Genomic DNA, 20412 nt, shown 5'->3' with positions numbered 1-20412 from the left:
CAATGTTTGAAATTTTAGAAGATATAAATAGTGCAAATCTTTTACCCCTTGACAGTGATACTTTGGAAGTAACAAATTTAATAGAAAAGTATGACTTAAAAAAAGACAATACAATATTGAACAATATTGAAAATAACTATTTGATAGTAACTAAGTTTATCTCTAAACTTTATTTACTTAATTTAGAACTACCTGAAGATTTGAAAAGTTTTATAAAAACAAATCACAACTACAAAATATATTTATTAAACTATATTCAGCAAAAGATGAAAATTATAATCAGTGAAAACTCTATTTTCCTTTTTAAAGAGATTTTTATATTGATGAATTTACTTTCTAATGGAGAAAAATACTATTTTCTAACAAAAGATAATCATATTGATCTAAAAGAGTTAATGAGACTATTAAATAGTTATGAAAATGATGTTTGTGAAAAGTTTTTAAGAAACAATGAACAGATATTTAATATTTCATTTCATTTTTATCTAACTTTATTGGAGTTATTAAATGAAATATCAATTATAAACTCTTTAGATATTCAAAGAAGAAAAAATGTAATTATGATTTTGGATTCAATCACAAGTAGTATTTCAAATATAAAAAACAAAGTTAAACTTGAAGATTTCCAAATAGTGCTTTTAAATGCAGTTCTTGGGAAACAACTACTATATTTTACAAATATTTCTTATACTCAAATAGATACAGAAAATAGAGATGCTGTTATTAGTAAATATGCATTGATGTTTAAAAAAATAGAAGATGGATATAAACTATTGTCTTCAAATGATAAATATTATGTTATTTATTTAGAAAAAGTATCAACTCTCATACTTACTTTAATTTATAAGTTAAAAGTTAAACTACATTTGAAAACTATATTGCTAAAAGAAGAGAATGGTTTATATGAAATATACAATTTATATAATAACTCTGTAAAAAAAAGTCATACAATTGAGTGTAAATCAATAGATGACTTTAGGGATGAGTTGCTAAAAAACTTTAGATATATTTATGCCAAAAATACAAATACTATATTAGATGAGAGTGTTAATATGTTAGATTATTTCATAAATCTAAAAACTATATCTAATGTAGAGTTAATAGCTATTCACAATTTAGTTTTATATACTGATACCATAGAAAAAAAGAAATTAGATTTATTAGTAGGGCAACTACTTAATAACTGTAAGTATAATAATAACTACTATGAGTTCTATAAATTAAAGATTATTGACAGGGTTATACAAAAATATATATCTTTAAAAGTTGAAACTCAAAACAATACTATTATAGATGAAATAATTACATATATTGAGAACAACAACGTAATGTCACACTTAATGAGTATGTATGGAAAAATATATTTAAGTCTATCTCTATATTATTCATATGAAATAAACCTTCTTTCGCAAGAAAAATCAAAAAGTTTCTATTTTATATATCAAAACTTAGATAATGATGACTTTTTAGAAAAAGAGTTCAATAATATAAGTAGGCAAATAGTAACAAACTATGCAAAGAATTATTGTATGACAAAATTTGAATCAAATATTGATTTAACAAATGATGAGTTATATTTTATGGGAAGTGACTTTGTAAATAGATATATTGAAATTGAAAATCTTAAAATAAAAAATGAGATATATAAAAGTTCCCAAGAACTTATAAAAGAGATATTAGCAATGAATAAAGAAGATGACCTTTGGCTATTTAGTGAACTTGAAAAACTAATTTCAGAAAAGATATTTTTTAAAACTGTTGGATCTAAAATAGAAGATAAAAGTAAAAAAAACACGATAGAAATTGGGTACGATTGTGAAAGTATTGAATTATACAATGATTACGCACTTAATATTTGTTACTCTTCATACTATAAAAAAGCATTTATGAAAATATTTCAAGAGAATAGAGATTTTATTGAATTAATTTCTAGAAACATTTTTAAGTCATATATAAATAGTATTCCATCTTATAGTGATATTATTACAAAACTTCCAAATATAAACAAATTGAAAAATGAATTAAGACTCTTAGATAGTAAAAAAATTAATTTTGTTGAAATATATTTAGACTCATTAGTTGAGTTTTCACAGTCAAACAATGTTAAAAAATCAAATGAATTCTTTAGAGCAATTGCAGAGCAGATAAATAAAAAAGATGAGGCTTTTAGATTATTTGGACCAAAGATAGGAATAATATTAAATAAAAAAGAGGGTTTTAAAGAGTTAGTTAATTATATAAAAAGTATAAAAATAACTTTTGAAAATAGAGAGTATCCAATAAAATCTACTATTGCTTTATCAAAGGGTGAAGCAAAGACAATATTAGACAAGTCTTTTTTTGCACTTTCTTCTGCAAAAATCTCAAAAAGTAAGTTCTATATTTATGAATAAATGCCAAAAAATTGGTATATTGAAAAAATTTTCAAAATTTAAGGTTTAATTTAGTTTAAACTCTTGACAAAGGTAAAAAATTTGTCTATAATTCCCGTCCAATTTCAGAGGAACGACACAAAGTTCTAAAGGGATACGATCTTTAAAAACTCAGGTTTGTTAAGAGAGAAATAATCTTTATAAACCGAATATGAAATGACAAAAAAAATACAAGAGAATATGTGAATAACATATCCTTGTCTATTAACACGAGATTTGATTTTGTTACAATAGTAATAGAATTAAAGTCAAGATTAAATAATCTATAAATATTTTTATGGAGAGTTTGATCCTGGCTCAGAGTGAACGCTGGCGGCGTGCCTAACACATGCAAGTCGAACGAGAACGGGGTAAAGCTTGCTTTACTTGTCAGCTAAGTGGCGCACGGGTGAGTAATGTATAGTTAACCTGCCCTCAAGAAAGGAATAACAGATGGAAACGTCTGCTAATGCCCTATATGCCCATAATACAAAAGTATGCTGGGGAAACGCTTTAGTGCTTGAGGATGGGACTGTATTGTATCAGTTAGTTGGTGAGGTAATGGCTCACCAAGACAATGACGCATAACTGGTTTGAGAGGATGATCAGTCACACTGGAACTGAGACACGGTCCAGACTCCTACGGGAGGCAGCAGTGGGGAATATTGCACAATGGAGGAAACTCTGATGCAGCAACGCCGCGTGGAGGATGACACTTTTCGGAGCGTAAACTCCTTTTATATAGGAAGATAATGACGGTACTATATGAATAAGCACCGGCTAACTCCGTGCCAGCAGCCGCGGTAATACGGAGGGTGCAAGCGTTACTCGGAATCACTGGGCGTAAAGAGCGTGTAGGCGGATAGATAAGTCAGAAGTGAAATCCAATAGCTCAACTATTGAACTGCTTTTGAAACTGTCTATCTAGAGTATGGGAGAGGTAGATGGAATTTCTGGTGTAGGGGTAAAATCCGTAGAGATCAGAAGGAATACCGATTGCGAAGGCGATCTACTGGAACATTACTGACGCTGAGACGCGAAAGCGTGGGGAGCAAACAGGATTAGATACCCTGGTAGTCCACGCCCTAAACGATGTGCACTAGTTGTTGCGATGCTAGACATTGCAGTAATGCAGTAAACACATTAAGTGCACCGCCTGGGGAGTACGGTCGCAAGATTAAAACTCAAAGGAATAGACGGGGACCCGCACAAGCGGTGGAGCATGTGGTTTAATTCGACGATACGCGAAGAACCTTACCTGGACTTGACATTTACAGAACTTTCTAGAGATAGATTGGTGTCTGCTTGCAGAAACTGTAGGACAGGTGCTGCACGGCTGTCGTCAGCTCGTGTCGTGAGATGTTGGGTTAAGTCCCGCAACGAGCGCAACCCACGTCGTTAGTTGCTAACAGTTCGGCTGAGAACTCTAACGAGACTGCCTACGCAAGTAGGAGGAAGGTGTGGACGACGTCAAGTCATCATGGCCCTTACGTCCAGGGCTACACACGTGCTACAATGGGGCATACAAAGAGCTGCAATATCGTGAGGTGGAGCAAATCTCAAAAATGCCTCCCAGTTCGGATTGTAGTCTGCAACTCGACTACATGAAGTTGGAATCGCTAGTAATCGTAGATCAGCTATGCTACGGTGAATACGTTCCCGGGTCTTGTACTCACCGCCCGTCACACCATGGGAGTTGAACTCATTCGAAGCGGGGATGCTAAAGTAGCTACCCTCCACAGTGGATTCAGCGACTGGGGTGAAGTCGTAACAAGGTAACCGTAGGAGAACCTGCGGTTGGATCACCTCCTTTCAGAGATTATGTACCTTATTAAGATTCGTTTCTTAATAAGCATAAGAGAAGAGAAGATAAACAATTATCTTCTCAAAAAGCTACATAAGTAGCAAGTCATTCATGTTCGGTTTATAAAGATTATTTAAATAAATAGGTGAAGATGGGCCTATAGCTCAGCTGGCTAGAGCGCTCGACTGATAATCGTGAGGTCCCAGGTTCAAGTCCTGGTAGGCCCACCATGATTTAGATAATCTAAAGATTATAGAATAATAGTTGGGGATATAGCTCAGCTGGGAGAGCGCCTGCCTTGCACGCAGGAGGTCAGCGGTTCGATCCCGCTTATCTCCACCATCTATTAGAAGCAAATCAAGAGAAGAGTTTATAAAAACTAAATATAAGTCTTAAAATAGATAAGATTTATATTTGGTTTTAAAAGAACCAAAGCGTTACCTTGAAAAAACTTGTTTTTTTAAGTTAGCATGATATTTAAAAACATAATGTTAAAGTCTTTAATTTTTTTCGTTTAAATTGTCTTTCGTATGAAGATGATTTAAAAAAATAAAATTTCATATCTAAAAAAAAGTTGACTTGAAAGAACAATAGTTTTTTTAAGAAAATAAATAGATAGACACAACTGTTTTGTTGAATTGTTAAATTCAATAAGATAGTAGCCAAGGAATAATTATTCAAAAAAGGTAAGATAACGAAAGTTATTTTATTCTCAATAAGCTATAAAGGGCTAATGGTGGATGCCTTGACTGTAAGAGGCGATGAAGGACGTACTAGACTGCGATAAGCATTGGGGAGCCGTCAAGAGGCTTTGATCCAGTGATTTCCGAATGGGACAACCCAGTATGTTATGCATACTATCCTTTTTAAAGGAAGCGAACCTGGTGAAGTGAAACATCTCAGTAGCCAGAGGAAAAGAAATCAATTGAGATTCCCAAAGTAGCGGCGAGCGAAATGGGATTAGGGCGCTTAGTGATAGCATTTTAAATAGTAGAATTACCTGGAAAGGTAAACCATAGAGAGTGAAAGTCTCGTATGCGAAATTTTTAATGTGGTACTAGACTAAGGAACGAGTAGGGCGGAACACGTGATATTTTGTCTGAATATGGGAGGACCACCTTCCAACCCTAAATACTACTTACAGATCGATAGTGAACAAGTACCGTGAGGGAAAGGTGAAAAGTACCCCAGTGAGGGGAGTGAAATAGAACCTGAAACCATTAGCTTACAATCATTCAGAGCCCTATGATTTATCAGGGTGATGGACTGCCTTTTGCATAATGAGCCTGCGAGTTGTGGTATCTGGCAAGGTTAAGCCAAGTGTGAAGCCGTAGCGAAAGCGAGTCTTAATAGGGCGAATTAGTCAGATGCTGCAGACCCGAAACGAAGTGATCTATCCATGAGCAGGTTGAAGCTGGTGTAAGAGCTAGTGGAGGACCGAACCGACGGACGTTGAAAAGTCTCCGGATGACTTGTGGATAGGGGTGAAAGGCCAATCAAACTTCGTGATAGCTGGTTCTCTCCGAAATATATTTAGGTATAGCCTCTAGTAGTAGCGTATAGGGGTAGAGCACTGAATGGGCTAGGGCTGCTTACCGCGGTACCAAACCCTATCAAACTTCGAATACTATACGTGTAATCTAGGGAGTCAGGCGGTGGGTGATAAAATCAATCGTCGAGAGGGGAACAACCCAGACTAACAGCTAAGGTCCCAAAGTTACATCTAAGTGGAAAACGATGTGGAGTTACTGTGACAACCAGGAGGTTGGCTTAGAAGCAGCCACCCTTTAAAGAAAGCGTAACAGCTCACTGGTCTAGTGATTCTGCGCGGAAAATATAACGGGGCTAAGATGTACACCGAAGCTTTAGATTCATAATTTATTATGAGTGGTAGGAGAGCGTTCTATTCAGCGTTGAAGATGTACCGGTAAGGAGCGTTGGAGCGGATAGAAGTGAGCATGCAGGCATGAGTAGCGAGAAAAGAGGTGAGAATCCTCTTCGCCGAAAACCCAAGGTTTCCTACGCGATGCTCGTCATCGTAGGGTTAGTCGGGTCCTAAGTCGAGTCCGAAAGGGGTAGACGATGGCAAATTGGTTAATATTCCAATACCAATATATAAGCGCGATGTGGGGACGCATAGAGTTAATCGAGGTCACGGATGGAAGTGTGGCTCGAAGGATGTAGGTTGTAATTTAGGCAAATCCGGATTACGTTAGACCGAGATCTTACAGGCTCTTGACACTCTTCGGAGGAGATAGAGAATCGATGATACTGTCGTGCCAAGAAAAGCCACTAAGTATATTATATATTGCCCGTACCGTAAACCGACACAGGTGGGTGGGATGAGTATTCTAAGGCGCGTGGAAGAACCCTGGTTAAGGAACTCTGCAAACTAGCACCGTATCTTCGGTATAAGGTGTGCCTACTTTGGTATATGGACTTGCTCCAAAAAGCTAAAGAGGTTGCAACAAAGAGTCCCTCCCGACTGTTTACCAAAAACACAGCACTTTGCTAACACGTAAGTGGATGTATAAGGTGTGACGCCTGCCCGGTGCTCGAAGGTTAATTGATGATGTTAGCTCTGCGAAGCATTTGATCGAAGCCCGAGTAAACGGCGGCCGTAACTATAACGGTCCTAAGGTAGCGAAATTCCTTGTCGGTTAAATACCGACCTGCATGAATGGCGTAACGAGATGGGAGCTGTCTCAACCAGGGATCCAGTGAAATTGTAGTGGAGGTGAAAATTCCTCCTACCCGCGGAAAGACGGAAAGACCCCGTGCACCTTTACTACAGCTTGACACTGTAGCTTGGATATTCATGTGCAGGATAGGTGGGAGGCTTTGAAACGTAGACGCCAGTATACGTGGAGCCATCCTTGAGATACCACCCTTGAATATTTGAGTTACTAACTGCGATAGGTTATCCCTATTCAGGACAATGTCTGGTGGGTAGTTTGACTGGGGCGGTCGCCTCCTAAAAAGTAACGGAGGCTTACAAAGGTTAGTTCATGGCGGATGGAAATCGCCAGTTGAGTATAATGGCATAAACTAGCTTGACTGTGAGAGAGACAACTCGAACAGAGACGAAAGTCGGTCATAGTGATCCGGTGGTTCTGTGTGGAAGGGCCATCGCTCAAAGGATAAAAGGTACGCCGGGGATAACAGGCTGATCTCCCCCAAGAGCTCACATCGACGGGGAGGTTTGGCACCTCGATGTCGGCTCATCGCATCCTGGGGCTGGAGCAGGTCCCAAGGGTATGGCTGTTCGCCATTTAAAGCGGTACGCGAGCTGGGTTCAGAACGTCGTGAGACAGTTCGGTCCCTATCTTCCGTGGGCGTAGGAAAGTTGAAGAGATTTGTCCCTAGTACGAGAGGACCGGGATGAACGTACCACTAGTGTACCAATTGTTCTGCCAAGAGCATCGTTGGGTAGCTACGTACGGATGTGATAAGAGCTGAAAGCATCTAAGCTCGAAGCCAACTCTAAGATGAACTTTCCCTGAAGATCCCAGCAAGACTAGCTGGTTGATAGGCTAGATGTGTAAGTGATGAAAGTCATTTAGCTGACTAGTACTAATAGATCGTTTGGCTTATTTTTAATTTCTTGGTTTACTATCTTATTGAGTTTAACTCGTAAGCGTGTATATCTAAATGATATGAATAAAAGAAAACAATAAAGACATTTAACATTTAAACTCATTATATAATGTGAGTAAAGAGATATATTTTTTAAAATACTTTCTTTACTCATATTGCTGGTGGTTATAGCGAGGTGGAAATACCCAGCTCCATTCCGAACCTGGAAGTCAAGCACCTCTGCGCTGATAATACTGCCCCCTACGGGGGTGGAAACGTAAGCCACTGCCAGCTCTTGAGTATTTATTTATACTAAAATAAATTATTTAAGCCTTATCTTTATTAACTTCTTTAAGTTACTAGTGATAAGGCTTTTTTTTTGCTTTCTTTATGCCCGCATAGCTCCAACGGTAGAGCAATCCCATGGTAAGGGAGAGGTTACAGGTTCAAATCCCGTTGTGGGCACCAGAACAACAAATAAAAGCAAATTGCTTTGCTTTTATTTGTTGTGATATCCTTATTAATGAAAAGCTATATGTGAATGAAATGAGTATAGCTTGAAAAGAAATATCCAAACTGCTTTTATAATTATAGTCCTTTTTATAATTATACTTTTATAAAAATAATGTTCAGTATGATAGAGAGTTTTACAAAAGAGTAACAGGGAAATGAATTCTACAAGAATTTAATCTTGCAGAATTCATTTCTTATAGATATTTTTTAGTATATTTTTTTAAATTTGTTATTTAAGTGTTTATGAATTGCCCTTGCAAAACTACAAATATTATAACCGAATTGATATCTTTTCCTATTTTTCTTTTATAGCATCATCTATAGATTTGTGAAGTTCTTTAAAGTACTTGTTCATACCATCTTGACCAAGAATAAAAGGGTTGTTTTCTCCTTCTTTTCTATCTCTTACTTTATCTAGTTTTGCAAAGTTATCACCAATAAATAAATGTGCTGTTAACTCTATATCTGCATTTGCTTTTCTAGCTTCTTCTTCAAAATGAGCAACAGATTTTTGATAAGCTAATTTACTTTTCATATCATGAGGAATACCTGTTCCACCCCATAAAATTGCAGTATGTTTTTGCCCATCATTTGTAACTGGGAAGATAAATGAAATTCCCCCTGGTGTATGTCCTGGCGTTAATAATATTTTTACTGATTCATTCCCTAATGTTATAACATCACCATCTTTTACAAATATATCAGCAGGTGTTTTAGGTGAACGAGGGCCATTAGGTCCTTTATTTAATGAGTGCATAAAATCAAAATCCACTTTACTCATTGCCACTTTTGCATGGTATTTATTTCTTAAATAATTTGCTCCACCATAATGATCTCCATGTCCATGTGAGATTAATATGTATTTTAATTGTGTTGGGTCAAGTCCAAGTTCTTTCATATCTTTTATTATCAATTTTGCAGAATCATCATCCCACATAGCATCAATAAGAATAATTCCTTCACTAGTTTTTATAGCCCAAGCACTAACACTAACTGTCCCTATTGAATAAACATTGTCAAATACTTTTGTTGGTTTTAGTGGTGTATTGTCATTCAGTAGTTTCATAATTTGTGGAGGTGGTTCTGCTGCCATTAGTGGTTGAGTCACATAAGATAAAAGACTAAGCGTCGAAATAGTTACTGTTTTAATATATTTTTTCATATAATTCCTTTAATATTAAATATACATACTATATCAAAATAAATATTAATCTGTAAGTTATTTTTATGTTATTTAACATGAAATGAGATAAAAGAAGTCATGTACTTTTTTTATTATTCCTTGATATTCGTATTTTATCAGATTACACGGAATTTCTAACAGTCCCTAAAATTGGGTTAAAATTATTCTTCAACCCCATTTTAGTTAGGAGTAATTTTTTTAGGATAGTTTTACCCCTTAAAAATTATTTTTATTTCAGCTTTTTCTTTTAGTTTATTAATTTGTTCAAATGCCCAATTAATTACACTTTCTCTTGTATAATCATCTTTTACATTGATTTGGCTCTCTTTATAGCCTCTTTTTACTTCATCTTGGTATCCCATTACATAAACAAGTTCATAACCAAAATCTGTTTTAAAAGGTTTACTATATTGATTTCTTGTTAAATTCTTAACTGCTTCTTGAAGTTCTTTTGGCATTGCTTCATAATCGAATTGCCCTAAATAACCATTTTTATCTTTTGTAGGAGCTAATGATTTTTTTGAAGCTATTTCTTGAAATGTTTTTATTACAGCAGTGCTATTGTTTAAAGCTTTTTCAATTTCTAAAGCTTCTTCTTTTGTATTAACTATTATATGAAGTAATTCATACATTTTTTTAGTGTCGTATCTATTTTTATTAATTTCATAATATTTTTTTAGAGTATTTGTATCTGGTTTTAACTCTTGTGCTTTTTCATCTAATATCATATCAAATGCAAGAAGTCCTTTTTTACTTCTTAATTGTTCATTAGTATATTTATTCTCTTTGTCTTTTAATGTAGAGGCTAAGTCTTTACCATTTTCTACTTTAATAATATGATTAAAAGTATCTATAAATTTTTTACTTTTTACCATATCGCTATTTAAACCATATTCAATAGCTAACTCTTTTTCAACTAATCTTTTTATTGCAATCTTTTTTTGTTCCACATCCATATTAAAGAAATCTGTATGTGCAACATCTGTTGTTATTTCATTTCCATTAACTACCGCTAATAACTCCTTTGCGTATATATTTGTTGTAAATATTAGAAGTAGTAAGCCAATTAGATATTTCATAATTATTCCTAGTTAAGAATTTATATAAGGGAGTTTCCTCCCTTATATATTAGTCAATTTTTCCAGTTTTCATTCTGTGTTCGTATATTTTTTTCAACTCTCTAATATCTTGTTGAAGTTCAAATACACCATGCCAGTGAGCATAATCTGGTCCATTCATTAATGCCCCTTGTCTCATTCTTCTACCTTGGTGATGCCATAAGTGATAGTACACTTTATGGAATTCATCTGTCCATGGATCTTGAGCAATTAACCCTTTTGCTTTTAACTCATCATACATTTTTTTAGCAGGTTCAAAATATGATTCATTATATAGAATTACATGTTTATCTGCCATTTCAAAGAAGTTTTTAGTATGTAAAGTACTGTGACAAGAAGAACATACTTTTTCCATTTCAGCTCTTGCTGCAACTGAACCATCTGGGTGACCAGCTACAGGGTTACCTTTAGAGAATTTTCCTTCTTCTTTCCATACTTTAACAGCATTATCCAAACCACCATCTCTTAAGTTAGATTTTGGTGCCCATAGATTCCATTTTAATCTTCTACTAACATTGTGAGTAGTTTTTAAATCTCCAATACCACTCATATGGCAAGTAGCACAAGTTGGTGCTCTATAATCACCTGGTTCCCAAGCATCAGGAGCACTATCATATTTCCACTCATTTCCTTCTGCATTAAAGATATGACCATGTTTAGAGTTATCATAAATCTCTTTATCTGGATGATCAGGTCCTAAGTGACAAGAAGAACAAGCAGCAGGTTTTCTAGCTTCTGCAATTGAAAATTTGTGTCTTGTATGACATGAAGCACAGTTCCCAACACTTCCATCAGGATAGATTGTACCTATACCAGCTTGTGGCCAAGTCTCTGCTGTTGGTCTATTATCTTTACCTAACTCAACAACTTTACCATGACATTGCATACATCCTGTAGCTTCAGCAGAACCTTTTGTATGTGGATTATCTGCACCTTCAAAATGGTTCATAAGTTTTTGCATTCCATCTTTTGCATGAACTTGAAGACCAGCTCTTCCATGTCCACTTTCTTGGAACTCTTTTACTTCACTAGGGTGGCATCTTTCACATGTTTTAGGAGTAACTAATAGTGAAATATAAACATCAGTTCCTTTAACACCTGGACATGCTTGAGTTGCCATTGGCGAATCTTTTTTTACTTGGTGGCAATCAATACAAGAGATTCCTACATGACCATGTCTACTCTCTTTCCAATCATTAACCATACCAGGAGTCTCCTTAGCATGGCACTCTACACAGCTTTTTCCCATTTTAGTCATATCTCTGTCTATTTTCAGAGTTTTAACTGAACTTAGGTCACCAACATTAGCAGCAAACAGCATAACACTTGAAGCAAACATTGATAACAACAACTTTTTTAACATAACTTCTCCTTTAAAAAATTTGGACTTAATTTTTAGGCAGGTATAAACCTAAATCTTTATGTCCTACATTTTGGTGACAACCTACACATGTTTTATCTGTAGTTTTAGAAAAATACTTTCTATGAGCAATTAATGCTTTTAGATTTGACTCAGTTGAGTCTTTTAAATTGGTATGACAATTAAGACAGGCACTATCATAAGTAAATGATTCTCTGTGCTCTCTCATTGCTTGCCAATCTATTTTGGAAGTATCTTTAAAATATTCTGCATATAAATCATGCAAACCTGTTTTAACTTTTGTAGTTAAATAATTAGCCATTGAATCTTGAGGTAAGTGACAATAGACACATTTGACTTCTATTCCATGTTTTCCCGCACCACCATGAACATCCATTTTATATGAATTAGTCACTGGTTGCATAGTATGACAACTTGAACAGTAGTTTTTGTCGCTAGTGTGTTTAACCCCAATAGAGCTACCAAACGAAATAATCAGACCAAGGATGAGCCCGACTATAACAAGTGATAACGGAACAATGACTTTGGATTTAGATTTTTTGATCTCTTCCATTGTACTCCTTTACCGTTAGATTCACCAAAATAATTATAACTTAAATGAATATTCATTTAAGTTGACCTAGGTCAAGAAAAAGGGGTAAATTGAAATAAAAAAAGTAATAGTTTTAATTTAGGAAAAGTTTAGTATATGTTTGATTTTTATTAGAGAAATTGGAAGAGGGTACTCTAAGTGTAGATTACCCTTCTAATATTTTCATTGTCAAGATTTCTGTATTCATCATATAGTTTTTGATGTTTCAATTTAGTTTGATAATCAATAGGTGTTCTTATTGATTTATATTCAATTAGTTTTCCATCTTTATAGACTCCGCTAATTGTTGCATGTACCCAGTAGTAACCTCTGTCTTTTCTAAGATTTTTCACTACTCCTTCCCATTTTTGACCTTTTAGTAGTGTTTCCCACATCTGTTTAAAGACTCTTTTTGGCATATCTGGATGTCTTACTAGATTGTGTGGATTACCTACTAATTCATCAATTAAGTAACCACTTATTTGTGCAAAAGTTTCGTTGGCATAGGTAATAAAACCTCTTAAATCTGTTCTTGAAATAATTAGCTCATTTTCAGGAACTATAGTCTCTATTAGAAATTCGCTTTCATTAAATTCCATTTAGTCAACCTTATCAAACTCTTGTGCAAAACCTTCCAAATCTTTTCTTTTAAGATCACCTCTGTAGATAATTTTATCTGGATCGATATTGTCATCATTTAACATTTTAGGAACCATATCTGAATTTTCAAGTATTTCGATATGTTCATCCAACTCATCTTCACTATATGCCATTTGCATATCAGCTGAAATTACATGGGGAATTGCTTCAATTACTCTTAATTTTTCAAGCTCTTCTTTTACGCCATTTCCTTCAATTGTTACAATAATTCTTCCTTTGTCATCATGTAAATGATAATCACAAGCTTCACAATTTTTTAGATCTTCTAAAACTTGTTCTAAATATTTTGGTACAGTTTGTACTACAATACTTGAAATATTCATCTTAAACTCCTATTTAATTTTAAAGTAATTTATTTTTTGACTATCGCTACTTACAAAAATCTCATTACTATCTATAAAAAGAATTTTTGTAACAGTTGCCTCTTGACCACTAAGTTTATATAGATAATTTTTTGTTTTGGTATTAAATATTAAAACTTCATTCTCCTCATTAAAAGCGATTGCTCCCAAAGAAGCATTTGGACTTAGACCACAACTATATAGTAGAAAATCAAAATCCAAAGAGTAGACTAAAAGATTGTCATAAACAACAGCTTTTCTATCTTGTCCTGCTGTTAAGATAATGCCATTTTTATAATCAAGTTGATAGACTCTGTCCAAATTTAGAGCTTCTAACTCTTTTGTAACTCTTCCACTTTGTATTTGTAGTATTCTAACTATTCCACTTTCATCTGTACTAACTAACTCTTTTTTGTTTTCATCAATTACAAAATCTGAAAACGAAGAGGCACTTATTTGTATTAAATATTTTAATTTCTCTTCTTTAAAATTGTATAGACCTACTTGATTGCTTAAAAGGGCAAAGACAATCTCATTTTCTGATACAAAATAGGCTTTTTGTACATAATATTTTTTTTCTATATCAATAATTTTTTTTAAAGCGCCATTATCATAAACAAAAATATCTCTATAACCTTTTATTCCTTGTGCAACTATTAAAATTTTATTATCAATCAAGTCAATAGAGTATATTTTAGAAGCAATTGAATCTCCCATAAAATCTTTTATATCTGGGATTTTTATTGTTTGAATTTTTTCATTTGTAGTAGTATCAAAAATTTCAACTGTACCATTGCTTGTTGCAGCATAGAGTCTATTGTTTTTATACTTTATATCTTGCACATCTCCTGTTGTTTGAAAATTTTTAGTTGGCATTAAACTTTCAAGGGCAAAAAGATTTAAACCTAGGACTATTAAGATTAAAAGTTTAAACATAAGAGCTCCTTTTATCTGTTGAGTTCTGCAATTTCTGTCTCATACTCTTCTTGTAAAAGAGCCATTTTTTCATTCAAATCTTCAATATTTTTCAAAGATAAATCTTTTGATTTACTCCAAACAACTTCAATATCAAATCCATAATCACTTGAAAACTCTTCAAGTTTAATTTTGTACTCATCCAAACTTTTACAAGTTGCACTTTTGTGTCCTATTGGATCAGTTAATTGAATATACCAATTCTCTTTTTCATCTTGTTCTACATGTGAAGTAAATTTGATTGGCATTTTAGCTCCTTTTATTGATTATTTTTATTGCATCACTTGGGCAAATATTTAGACAAAAACCACAATTTGTACAAAGTTTTTCATCAATTGACGGTCTAAACATTCCTAAAAATTTTATGGCATCATCCAAACAAGGGTCTTTGCAAGAAAAACACATTGTATTATGCCAACTCATACACTTTAGTATATCTATTTCAACTTTAACATCAATAACTCTTTTATATTCAACGCTTAATACTTCATTTGGACAACTCTTTGCACAATCATCACAGTAAGTACATCCACCTTTTGAAAAATCGATAGTTGGTGTACCATCCTCTTTTATTATAATAATATTCTCTTCGCAAGAGGTGGCACACTCTTTATTACAAGTGTTACACCCTTTGAGAAAAGAATCTATTTCTTTATAGTATGGTGGTCTAATCAAACTCTCTTGTTTTTGCTCTTTAGAGCTAGCAAGAGAGCTAAAAAGCTCTCTTCTATCCATTTTATTTATCCAATAGAGTATCTAAACCTTCAGTTAGTTTAGAACCACTCCAATCTGATTTTTTAGCCCCATCTTCAGTTGTATAATCTGGTTGGAAAGTATTTTCAACCAATTGTCCTTTACTTTGAGGAGCATGACATTGTGAACAGTTAAATCTAGCACCACTTAGGCTAGCTAGTTTTTTAATTGAAACATCTGCAAGTTTTTCACTAGAAGTGTTATCAATCTCTTTACCATTTTTTGTAATTTTCCCATCAGCAGCCAAAGATGTATCAGGTCTAAAATTAATCATATGTGATTGTGGATAAGGCAAAGCACCCAATGAAGGAGCAACTTCTGGTGCGTGACATCCTACACATTGATTATTATCTACTGTAATAGGTAACATTCCATCTACACTGTGAGGAATCATTGGTGGAGCATCTTGGAACGCTCTATCAAGAGTTTTTCCTCCTGTACTAGGAGCTGTTTCGTTATACTCTGTTTTATCTGGAATTACACTGCTTTCGCTGTATAAATCAACTTTTCTTAAACCTAATGACTCTTCTGAATATGTTGGTTGAGCTTGACTACAACCTATAAATACAATAAATGAAGTTACTGCTAAACCAAAGCCAAGTTTAGTAACAAGTTTCATATCAACTCTCCTTATTTTTACTGTTTAATAAATCTCTAATAGAGAAGTTTAATGCATCGTCATCACAAACTTCAACACATCTTGCACAGTTTGTACACTCTCCAGATAGAACTTGTCCTGATGATTTTCCAACCATAAACAGAACTTGACTCTCTGGACAAACCTCTTTACACTTCATACAAAGTGTGCACTTCTCTTCTTGGTGTCTTACTCTAATAAGGCTAAATCTGCCTATTAGAGAGTAAAACCCTCCTAAAGGACATATATGTCCGCACCAGCCATTTTTCAAAACAAAAAGATCAAATAAGAAGATTATTAAAATTGCTGCCCAACCAAAACCTAAACCAAAGATAATACCTCTGTGAAGCATTGATATTGGAGATATAAACTCAAATGCTGCTACACCAAAGATAGCTGAGATAACTAAGCTTATAGCAATTATCCAATATCTCATACTTCTAGTTGCTGGTTGTTTTTTTTGGATTCTATTTAATCCAAATTTTCTTCTTATATAGTTTGCTAAATCAGTTATCATATTGACAGGACAAACCCAAGAACAAAATGCTCTACCACCTATTATTGAGTAGAACAATACGGCAATTAATGCACCAACAAAGATATCTGAAGCAATAATAGCTCCTGAAACAAACATTTGCAATACTGCATAAGGATCACTCATTGGAATAAGTCCTAAAATTTTTGATGAACTTAGATTTCCAATTAATATATTCCATCCCCAAGCATTTGCACCAAAGTATAAAACCATAAGCGATATTTGAACTAATCTTCTAAGGATTAAAAATCTATTTTTAATCATCTAATAGTCCTTTCATATCATTTAATGAGTCTATAGCTTTATGTTTGCTAATCTCAGTTTTTGTAGTTTTGCTAGTTGCATGTTCCAATCTTTTCTCATCGTTTTTATCCCAACCTTTGATGTAATAATCTCCAGCCTTTCCAAGAGCAACTTCTCTTGGTAGAACAAAAATAGAGGCTTTTTCAGTCACACATGCTCTTTCACAAAGACCACATCCTGTACAAAAATCACTATCTACTATAGGTTTTAAGTAGGCGTGTTTTCCTGTTCTTTCGTTTTGTGCATACTCTAACTTAATAGCAACATCTAATAAGGGACAGGCTCTATAACAAGCATCACACTGAATTCCCCAATAGGCAATGCAGTTTTTTGTATCAACTACAGCTACACCCATTTTAGCTTGGTTGATATTTAGTTGTCCGTTTGTACTTACTTTGTCTAAACTCAAAGCATCAGTAGGGCAAACAGGAACACATGGAATATCAACACACATATAACAAGGGACTTCTCTTGGTTCAAAAAATGGTGTTCCAAGAGGTTTATTATCACCTGGTTTTGCTAATTTTAGTGTGTCATATGGACATGCTTCAACGCACATTCCACATTTGATACAAGTTTTTAGAAAATCCTTTTCATCTAAAGCTCCAGGAGGTCTAAGAGTTAGTTGTGAGGCTGTAACTTCATCAACATAAGCACTCCATACAAGTCCTCCAAGGGCAGCAAGTCCTGCTGCTCTTGCCATTGTTAGAAAGAATCTTCTTCTGTCACTTATCTCTTCACTTTTCATTTCGTTTTCTTTCAAAGGATCATGACTGCTCAAGACAGCACTCCTTTCTTTTATGCTTTATATATTTTTACCGCACATTTTTTAAAGTCTGTCTGTTTTGATTGTGGACAAGTCGCATCCAAACAAACTTTATTAATGAAAACTTTTTCATCAAACCATGGTACAAATACCAATCCTCTAGAAGGTCTATTTCTTCCTCTTGTTTCAACTCTAGCTTTAACTTTTCCACGTCTAGATTCAACCCAACAAAGGTCACCTTGAATTAGGTCATTTTTCTTAGCATCTTCAGGGTGCATATAACATAAAGCCTCTGGAACTGCTCTGTAAAGTTCAGGAACTCTCATTGTCATAGTTCCACTATGCCAATGTTCTAAAACCCTACCCGTACTTAACCATAAAGGATACTCTTCATCTGGTTTTTCAGGTGGATCCATATATGGTCTTGCAAAGATTTTTGCTTTGTTTTTCAATGCTTTTTTAGTTTTGTCTTTAATTCCTAAAAGGTCTCCTTGTGGAAGAGCTTTTGCAATTTTTCCATAAAATGCAAAATCTGTATCACCAGTCTCTTGACCATATTTTTTTGCATATGGGTCATATTTTGCATTAAATCTCCATTGAGTCTCTTTTCCATCAACAACTGGCCATTTAAGTCCTCTAACTCTATGGTAAGTATCAAAGTCAGCTAAATCGTGAGCGTGTCCTCTTCCAAACCAAGCATACTCTTCAAATAGATATTTTTGGATAAAGAAACCATACCCTTTCCAAACCTCTCCATCACTTCCAACTACATTTCTAGCATCACCAAATCCTTCAGTGTTGTCATAACCTTTTTGGATAGGGTCTTCTAAATCTAGTTTGTAACTTTTTGCTTCATTGTTAGCAAATAAAATATCAAACATTGTTGTATTTTCATCATATCCTAACTCTTTTGCTTTAGAAGTCACATCTGGAAGTTTTTTACCATTTCTTAGAGTGTATTCACCCCATAAATCTTTAACAGTAAATCTTTTTGATAACTCAACCCATTGCCAAGTATCACTCATTGAATCGCCTACTGGAATTACTTGTTGTCTCCAGTGTTGTGTTCTTCTCTCTGCATTTCCATATGCACCCCATTTTTCATAAATCATAGCACTAGGTAAAATAAGGTCAGAAACTTTTGCAGAGATACCTGGATAACCATCAGAACAAACAATAAAGTTATCCATTTGTCTTGCTGCTTTAATCCAGTGACTAGCACTTGCTGTATCTTGATAAGGATTACATACATTTACCCAAGCAAATTTAATAACACCATCTTCAATATCTCTGTGGATTTTCATTATATGTTGATTTCCGACAGGATTTAGTGTACCTTCTGGAATTTTCCATCTATTCTCTACTATTTTTCTATGGTCACCATTTGCAACCATCATATCAGCAGGTAATCTGTGACAAAATGTTCCAACTTCTCTTGCAGTACCACATGCACTTGGTTGCCCAGTTAGTGAAAATGCACCAGAACCTGGTTTTGCTTGTTTATTTAATAAGAAGTGTACATTATATGCTAAAGTATTTACCCAAGTACCTCTTGTGTGTTGGTTCATACCCATTGTCCAAAAAGATACAACTTTTCTGTTTTTTTGAATATATAATGAAGCTAAAGTTTTAAGTTTTTTCTTAAACTCTTCAATATCTTCATCAGGATTTCCTTTTGCAATTTCGGCAACATAATCTACTGTATATGGTGCAAGAAATTTTTTATACTCTTCAAAAGAGATCTCCCAGTGTTTAAGACCTTGGTCTTTGTTTTCCATTACATCACCAGCTTTATATCCATAAGGAGCAAGTGCAGGAGCTTCTGTTTCAGAAACAACTTTTTTCATCTCTTTAGAGATAATTTCCATCTCTTTAGGAGAGTATTTCCCCTCTTTAATAGATTTTTCATCAGCTCTTCTCATCCCATAACCCATATTAACCGGACTAGCTGCAAAAACAATATGTTTTTTAACAAAATCCCAATCAATTGCTTCTGGATAGTTATATACAATCTCGTGAGCTATATAGTTCCATAAAGCAAGGTCTGTATTTGGAGTAAAGATGATTTCCATATCTGCTAAGTCTGAAGTTCTATGTCTGTAAGTTGAGATATTTACAACTTTTACATTATTTGGATCAGATAGTTTTCTATCTGTTACTCTTGACCATAAAATAGGGTGCATTTCTGCCATATTTGAACCCCAAGATACAACAGTATCAGTAAGTTCAATGTCATCATAACAACCACTTGGCTCATCAATACCAAAGGTTTGATAAAAACCAACAACAGCTGAAGCCATACAGTGTCTTGCATTTGGGTCGATAGCATTTGATCTAAATCCACCCTTCATCATTTTTTGCGCTGCATAACCTTCCATAACCGTATATTGTCCTGATGCAAATACACCAACACCTTCAGGTCCACTTGCTTTCAGTGCTTTTTTGATATGTACTTCCATCTCATCAAAAGCTCTTTGCCAAGATACAGGAGCAAATTTCCCATTTTTATCAAACTCACCTTTTTCATTTACTCTTAAAAGTGGAGTTTTTAATCTATCTGCCCCATACATGATTTTTGCATTAAAGTACCCTTTAATACAGTTTAATCCTCTGTTAACAGGTGCTGCTGGGTCACCTTTAACTGCAACAATTTTTCCATTTTTTGTTGCCATCATAATTCCACATCCTGTACCACAGAATCTACATGCTGCTTTGTCCCATCTCCAGCCAGCCTCGGCATTTGATGCAGCTGCACTAAGATTACTTGGTACGCTCATACCAACTGCAGCTGCTGCTGAAGCTGCTGCAGAACTTTTTAGAAAATCTCTTCTTGAAAGTGACATCTTTCTTCTCCTTCTAAAATTTTGCTTTCCAACAAACTAAGT

Annotated in this window: 14 protein-coding genes, 3 tRNA genes and 3 rRNA genes; 7 read left to right on the top strand and 13 right to left on the bottom strand. The window is 34.4% G+C overall.

Annotation, left to right across the window (positions count from 1 at the left end; all coding sequences use genetic code 11):
- Window positions 1–2 precede the first annotated feature (2 nt).
- From AEBR_RS11050 to AEBR_RS11020, 7 genes are all read left to right on the top strand, one after another.
- Entirely contained in the window at window positions 3–2393 is a 2391-nt protein-coding gene (locus AEBR_RS11050; RefSeq protein ID WP_129086619.1) for a hypothetical protein, read from the top strand.
- 313 nt (window positions 2394–2706) lie between these two features.
- Window positions 2707–4224 (top strand): 16S ribosomal RNA (locus AEBR_RS11045).
- Between the two features lie 144 nt (window positions 4225–4368).
- Window positions 4369–4445: transfer RNA gene (locus AEBR_RS11040), tRNA-Ile, on the top strand.
- 36 nt (window positions 4446–4481) lie between these two features.
- A tRNA-Ala gene (locus AEBR_RS11035) sits at window positions 4482–4557 on the top strand.
- 371 nt (window positions 4558–4928) lie between these two features.
- A 23S ribosomal RNA gene (locus AEBR_RS11030) occupies window positions 4929–7813 on the top strand.
- Between the two features lie 156 nt (window positions 7814–7969).
- A 5S ribosomal RNA gene (rrf, locus tag AEBR_RS11025) occupies window positions 7970–8085 on the top strand.
- Together the 16S, 23S and 5S rRNA genes with 3 tRNA genes alongside form the textbook arrangement of a ribosomal RNA operon.
- A gap of 98 nt (window positions 8086–8183) precedes the next feature.
- Window positions 8184–8259: transfer RNA gene (locus tag AEBR_RS11020), tRNA-Thr, on the top strand.
- A gap of 340 nt (window positions 8260–8599) precedes the next feature.
- Here AEBR_RS11020 and AEBR_RS11015 read toward each other — a convergent pair.
- From AEBR_RS11015 to napA, 13 genes are all read right to left on the bottom strand, one after another.
- Window positions 8600–9466 carry an MBL fold metallo-hydrolase gene (locus tag AEBR_RS11015; RefSeq protein ID WP_129088302.1) on the bottom strand — a complete coding sequence of 289 codons (867 nt, stop codon included), beginning with the start codon at window positions 9464–9466 and terminating at the stop codon, window positions 8600–8602.
- Between the two features lie 230 nt (window positions 9467–9696).
- On the bottom strand, window positions 9697–10566 hold the full coding sequence (locus AEBR_RS11010) for a peptidylprolyl isomerase (RefSeq protein ID WP_129088301.1): 870 nt from the start codon (window positions 10564–10566) through the stop codon (window positions 9697–9699).
- A gap of 49 nt (window positions 10567–10615) precedes the next feature.
- On the bottom strand, window positions 10616–11968 hold the full coding sequence (locus AEBR_RS11005; protein WP_129088300.1) for a multiheme c-type cytochrome: 1353 nt from the start codon (window positions 11966–11968) through the stop codon (window positions 10616–10618).
- 25 nt (window positions 11969–11993) lie between these two features.
- Window positions 11994–12539, bottom strand: a complete 546-nt coding sequence (locus tag AEBR_RS11000; protein ID WP_129088299.1) for a cytochrome c3 family protein — start codon at window positions 12537–12539, stop codon at window positions 11994–11996.
- Window positions 12540–12712: 173 nt separating this feature from the next.
- Window positions 12713–13156: a PAS domain-containing protein gene (locus AEBR_RS10995; protein WP_129088298.1), complete on the bottom strand. Its 444-nt coding sequence runs from the start codon at window positions 13154–13156 to the stop codon at window positions 12713–12715.
- Entirely contained in the window at window positions 13157–13540 is a 384-nt protein-coding gene (locus AEBR_RS10990) for a chaperone NapD (RefSeq protein WP_129088297.1), read from the bottom strand. It lies immediately after the preceding gene.
- Between the two features lie 9 nt (window positions 13541–13549).
- Complete coding sequence (locus AEBR_RS10985; RefSeq protein WP_129088296.1) at window positions 13550–14494, bottom strand: WD40 repeat domain-containing protein; 945 nt, start codon at window positions 14492–14494, stop codon at window positions 13550–13552.
- Between the two features lie 11 nt (window positions 14495–14505).
- The gene (locus tag AEBR_RS10980; protein WP_129088295.1) at window positions 14506–14781 is read right to left on the bottom strand and encodes a hypothetical protein; all 276 of its coding nucleotides are present in this window, start codon (window positions 14779–14781) and stop codon (window positions 14506–14508) included.
- Window position 14782: 1 nt separating this feature from the next.
- Complete coding sequence (locus AEBR_RS10975) at window positions 14783–15268, bottom strand: ferredoxin-type protein NapF (RefSeq protein WP_129088294.1); 486 nt, start codon at window positions 15266–15268, stop codon at window positions 14783–14785.
- Window position 15269: 1 nt separating this feature from the next.
- Window positions 15270–15905 (bottom strand): nitrate reductase cytochrome c-type subunit, encoded by a 636-nt coding sequence (locus tag AEBR_RS10970; protein WP_129088293.1) that lies wholly within the window; start codon window positions 15903–15905, stop codon window positions 15270–15272.
- A 1-nt stretch (window position 15906) separates the two neighbouring features.
- On the bottom strand, window positions 15907–16722 hold the full coding sequence (gene napH, locus AEBR_RS10965) for a quinol dehydrogenase ferredoxin subunit NapH (protein ID WP_129088292.1): 816 nt from the start codon (window positions 16720–16722) through the stop codon (window positions 15907–15909).
- The gene (napG, locus tag AEBR_RS10960) at window positions 16715–17509 is read right to left on the bottom strand and encodes a ferredoxin-type protein NapG (protein ID WP_129088303.1); all 795 of its coding nucleotides are present in this window, start codon (window positions 17507–17509) and stop codon (window positions 16715–16717) included. The genes napH and napG overlap by 8 nt, the downstream gene beginning before the upstream one ends.
- A gap of 50 nt (window positions 17510–17559) precedes the next feature.
- On the bottom strand, window positions 17560–20370 hold the full coding sequence (gene napA / locus AEBR_RS10955; protein WP_129088291.1) for a nitrate reductase catalytic subunit NapA: 2811 nt from the start codon (window positions 20368–20370) through the stop codon (window positions 17560–17562).
- Window positions 20371–20412 lie beyond the last annotated feature (42 nt).

Source organism: Halarcobacter ebronensis, from assembly GCF_013201825.1.
Lineage (GTDB): Bacteria > Campylobacterota > Campylobacteria > Campylobacterales > Arcobacteraceae > Halarcobacter > Halarcobacter ebronensis.
Note: the sequence above shows the minus strand (reverse complement) of the source record. Positions and strands in the feature narration are given on the sequence as shown.

What these genes read in the sequence shown, in the direction of transcription:
- AEBR_RS11000 (WP_129088299.1), bottom strand. Translation starts at nt 12,539, where the DNA reads ATGGAAGAGATCAAAAAATCTAAATCCAAAGTCATTGTTCCGTTATCA.
- AEBR_RS11050 (WP_129086619.1), top strand. Translation starts at nt 3, where the DNA reads ATGTTTGAAATTTTAGAAGATATAAATAGTGCAAATCTTTTACCCCTT.
- AEBR_RS10995 (WP_129088298.1), bottom strand. Translation starts at nt 13,156, where the DNA reads ATGGAATTTAATGAAAGCGAATTTCTAATAGAGACTATAGTTCCTGAA.
- AEBR_RS10985 (WP_129088296.1), bottom strand. Translation starts at nt 14,494, where the DNA reads ATGTTTAAACTTTTAATCTTAATAGTCCTAGGTTTAAATCTTTTTGCC.
- napG (WP_129088303.1), bottom strand. Translation starts at nt 17,509, where the DNA reads ATGAAAAGTGAAGAGATAAGTGACAGAAGAAGATTCTTTCTAACAATG.
- AEBR_RS10975 (WP_129088294.1), bottom strand. Translation starts at nt 15,268, where the DNA reads ATGGATAGAAGAGAGCTTTTTAGCTCTCTTGCTAGCTCTAAAGAGCAA.
- AEBR_RS11015 (WP_129088302.1), bottom strand. Translation starts at nt 9,466, where the DNA reads ATGAAAAAATATATTAAAACAGTAACTATTTCGACGCTTAGTCTTTTA.
- napA (WP_129088291.1), bottom strand. Translation starts at nt 20,370, where the DNA reads ATGTCACTTTCAAGAAGAGATTTTCTAAAAAGTTCTGCAGCAGCTTCA.
- AEBR_RS10970 (WP_129088293.1), bottom strand. Translation starts at nt 15,905, where the DNA reads ATGAAACTTGTTACTAAACTTGGCTTTGGTTTAGCAGTAACTTCATTT.
- AEBR_RS10980 (WP_129088295.1), bottom strand. Translation starts at nt 14,781, where the DNA reads ATGCCAATCAAATTTACTTCACATGTAGAACAAGATGAAAAAGAGAAT.
- AEBR_RS11010 (WP_129088301.1), bottom strand. Translation starts at nt 10,566, where the DNA reads ATGAAATATCTAATTGGCTTACTACTTCTAATATTTACAACAAATATA.
- AEBR_RS11005 (WP_129088300.1), bottom strand. Translation starts at nt 11,968, where the DNA reads ATGTTAAAAAAGTTGTTGTTATCAATGTTTGCTTCAAGTGTTATGCTG.
- napH (WP_129088292.1), bottom strand. Translation starts at nt 16,722, where the DNA reads ATGATTAAAAATAGATTTTTAATCCTTAGAAGATTAGTTCAAATATCG.
- AEBR_RS10990 (WP_129088297.1), bottom strand. Translation starts at nt 13,540, where the DNA reads ATGAATATTTCAAGTATTGTAGTACAAACTGTACCAAAATATTTAGAA.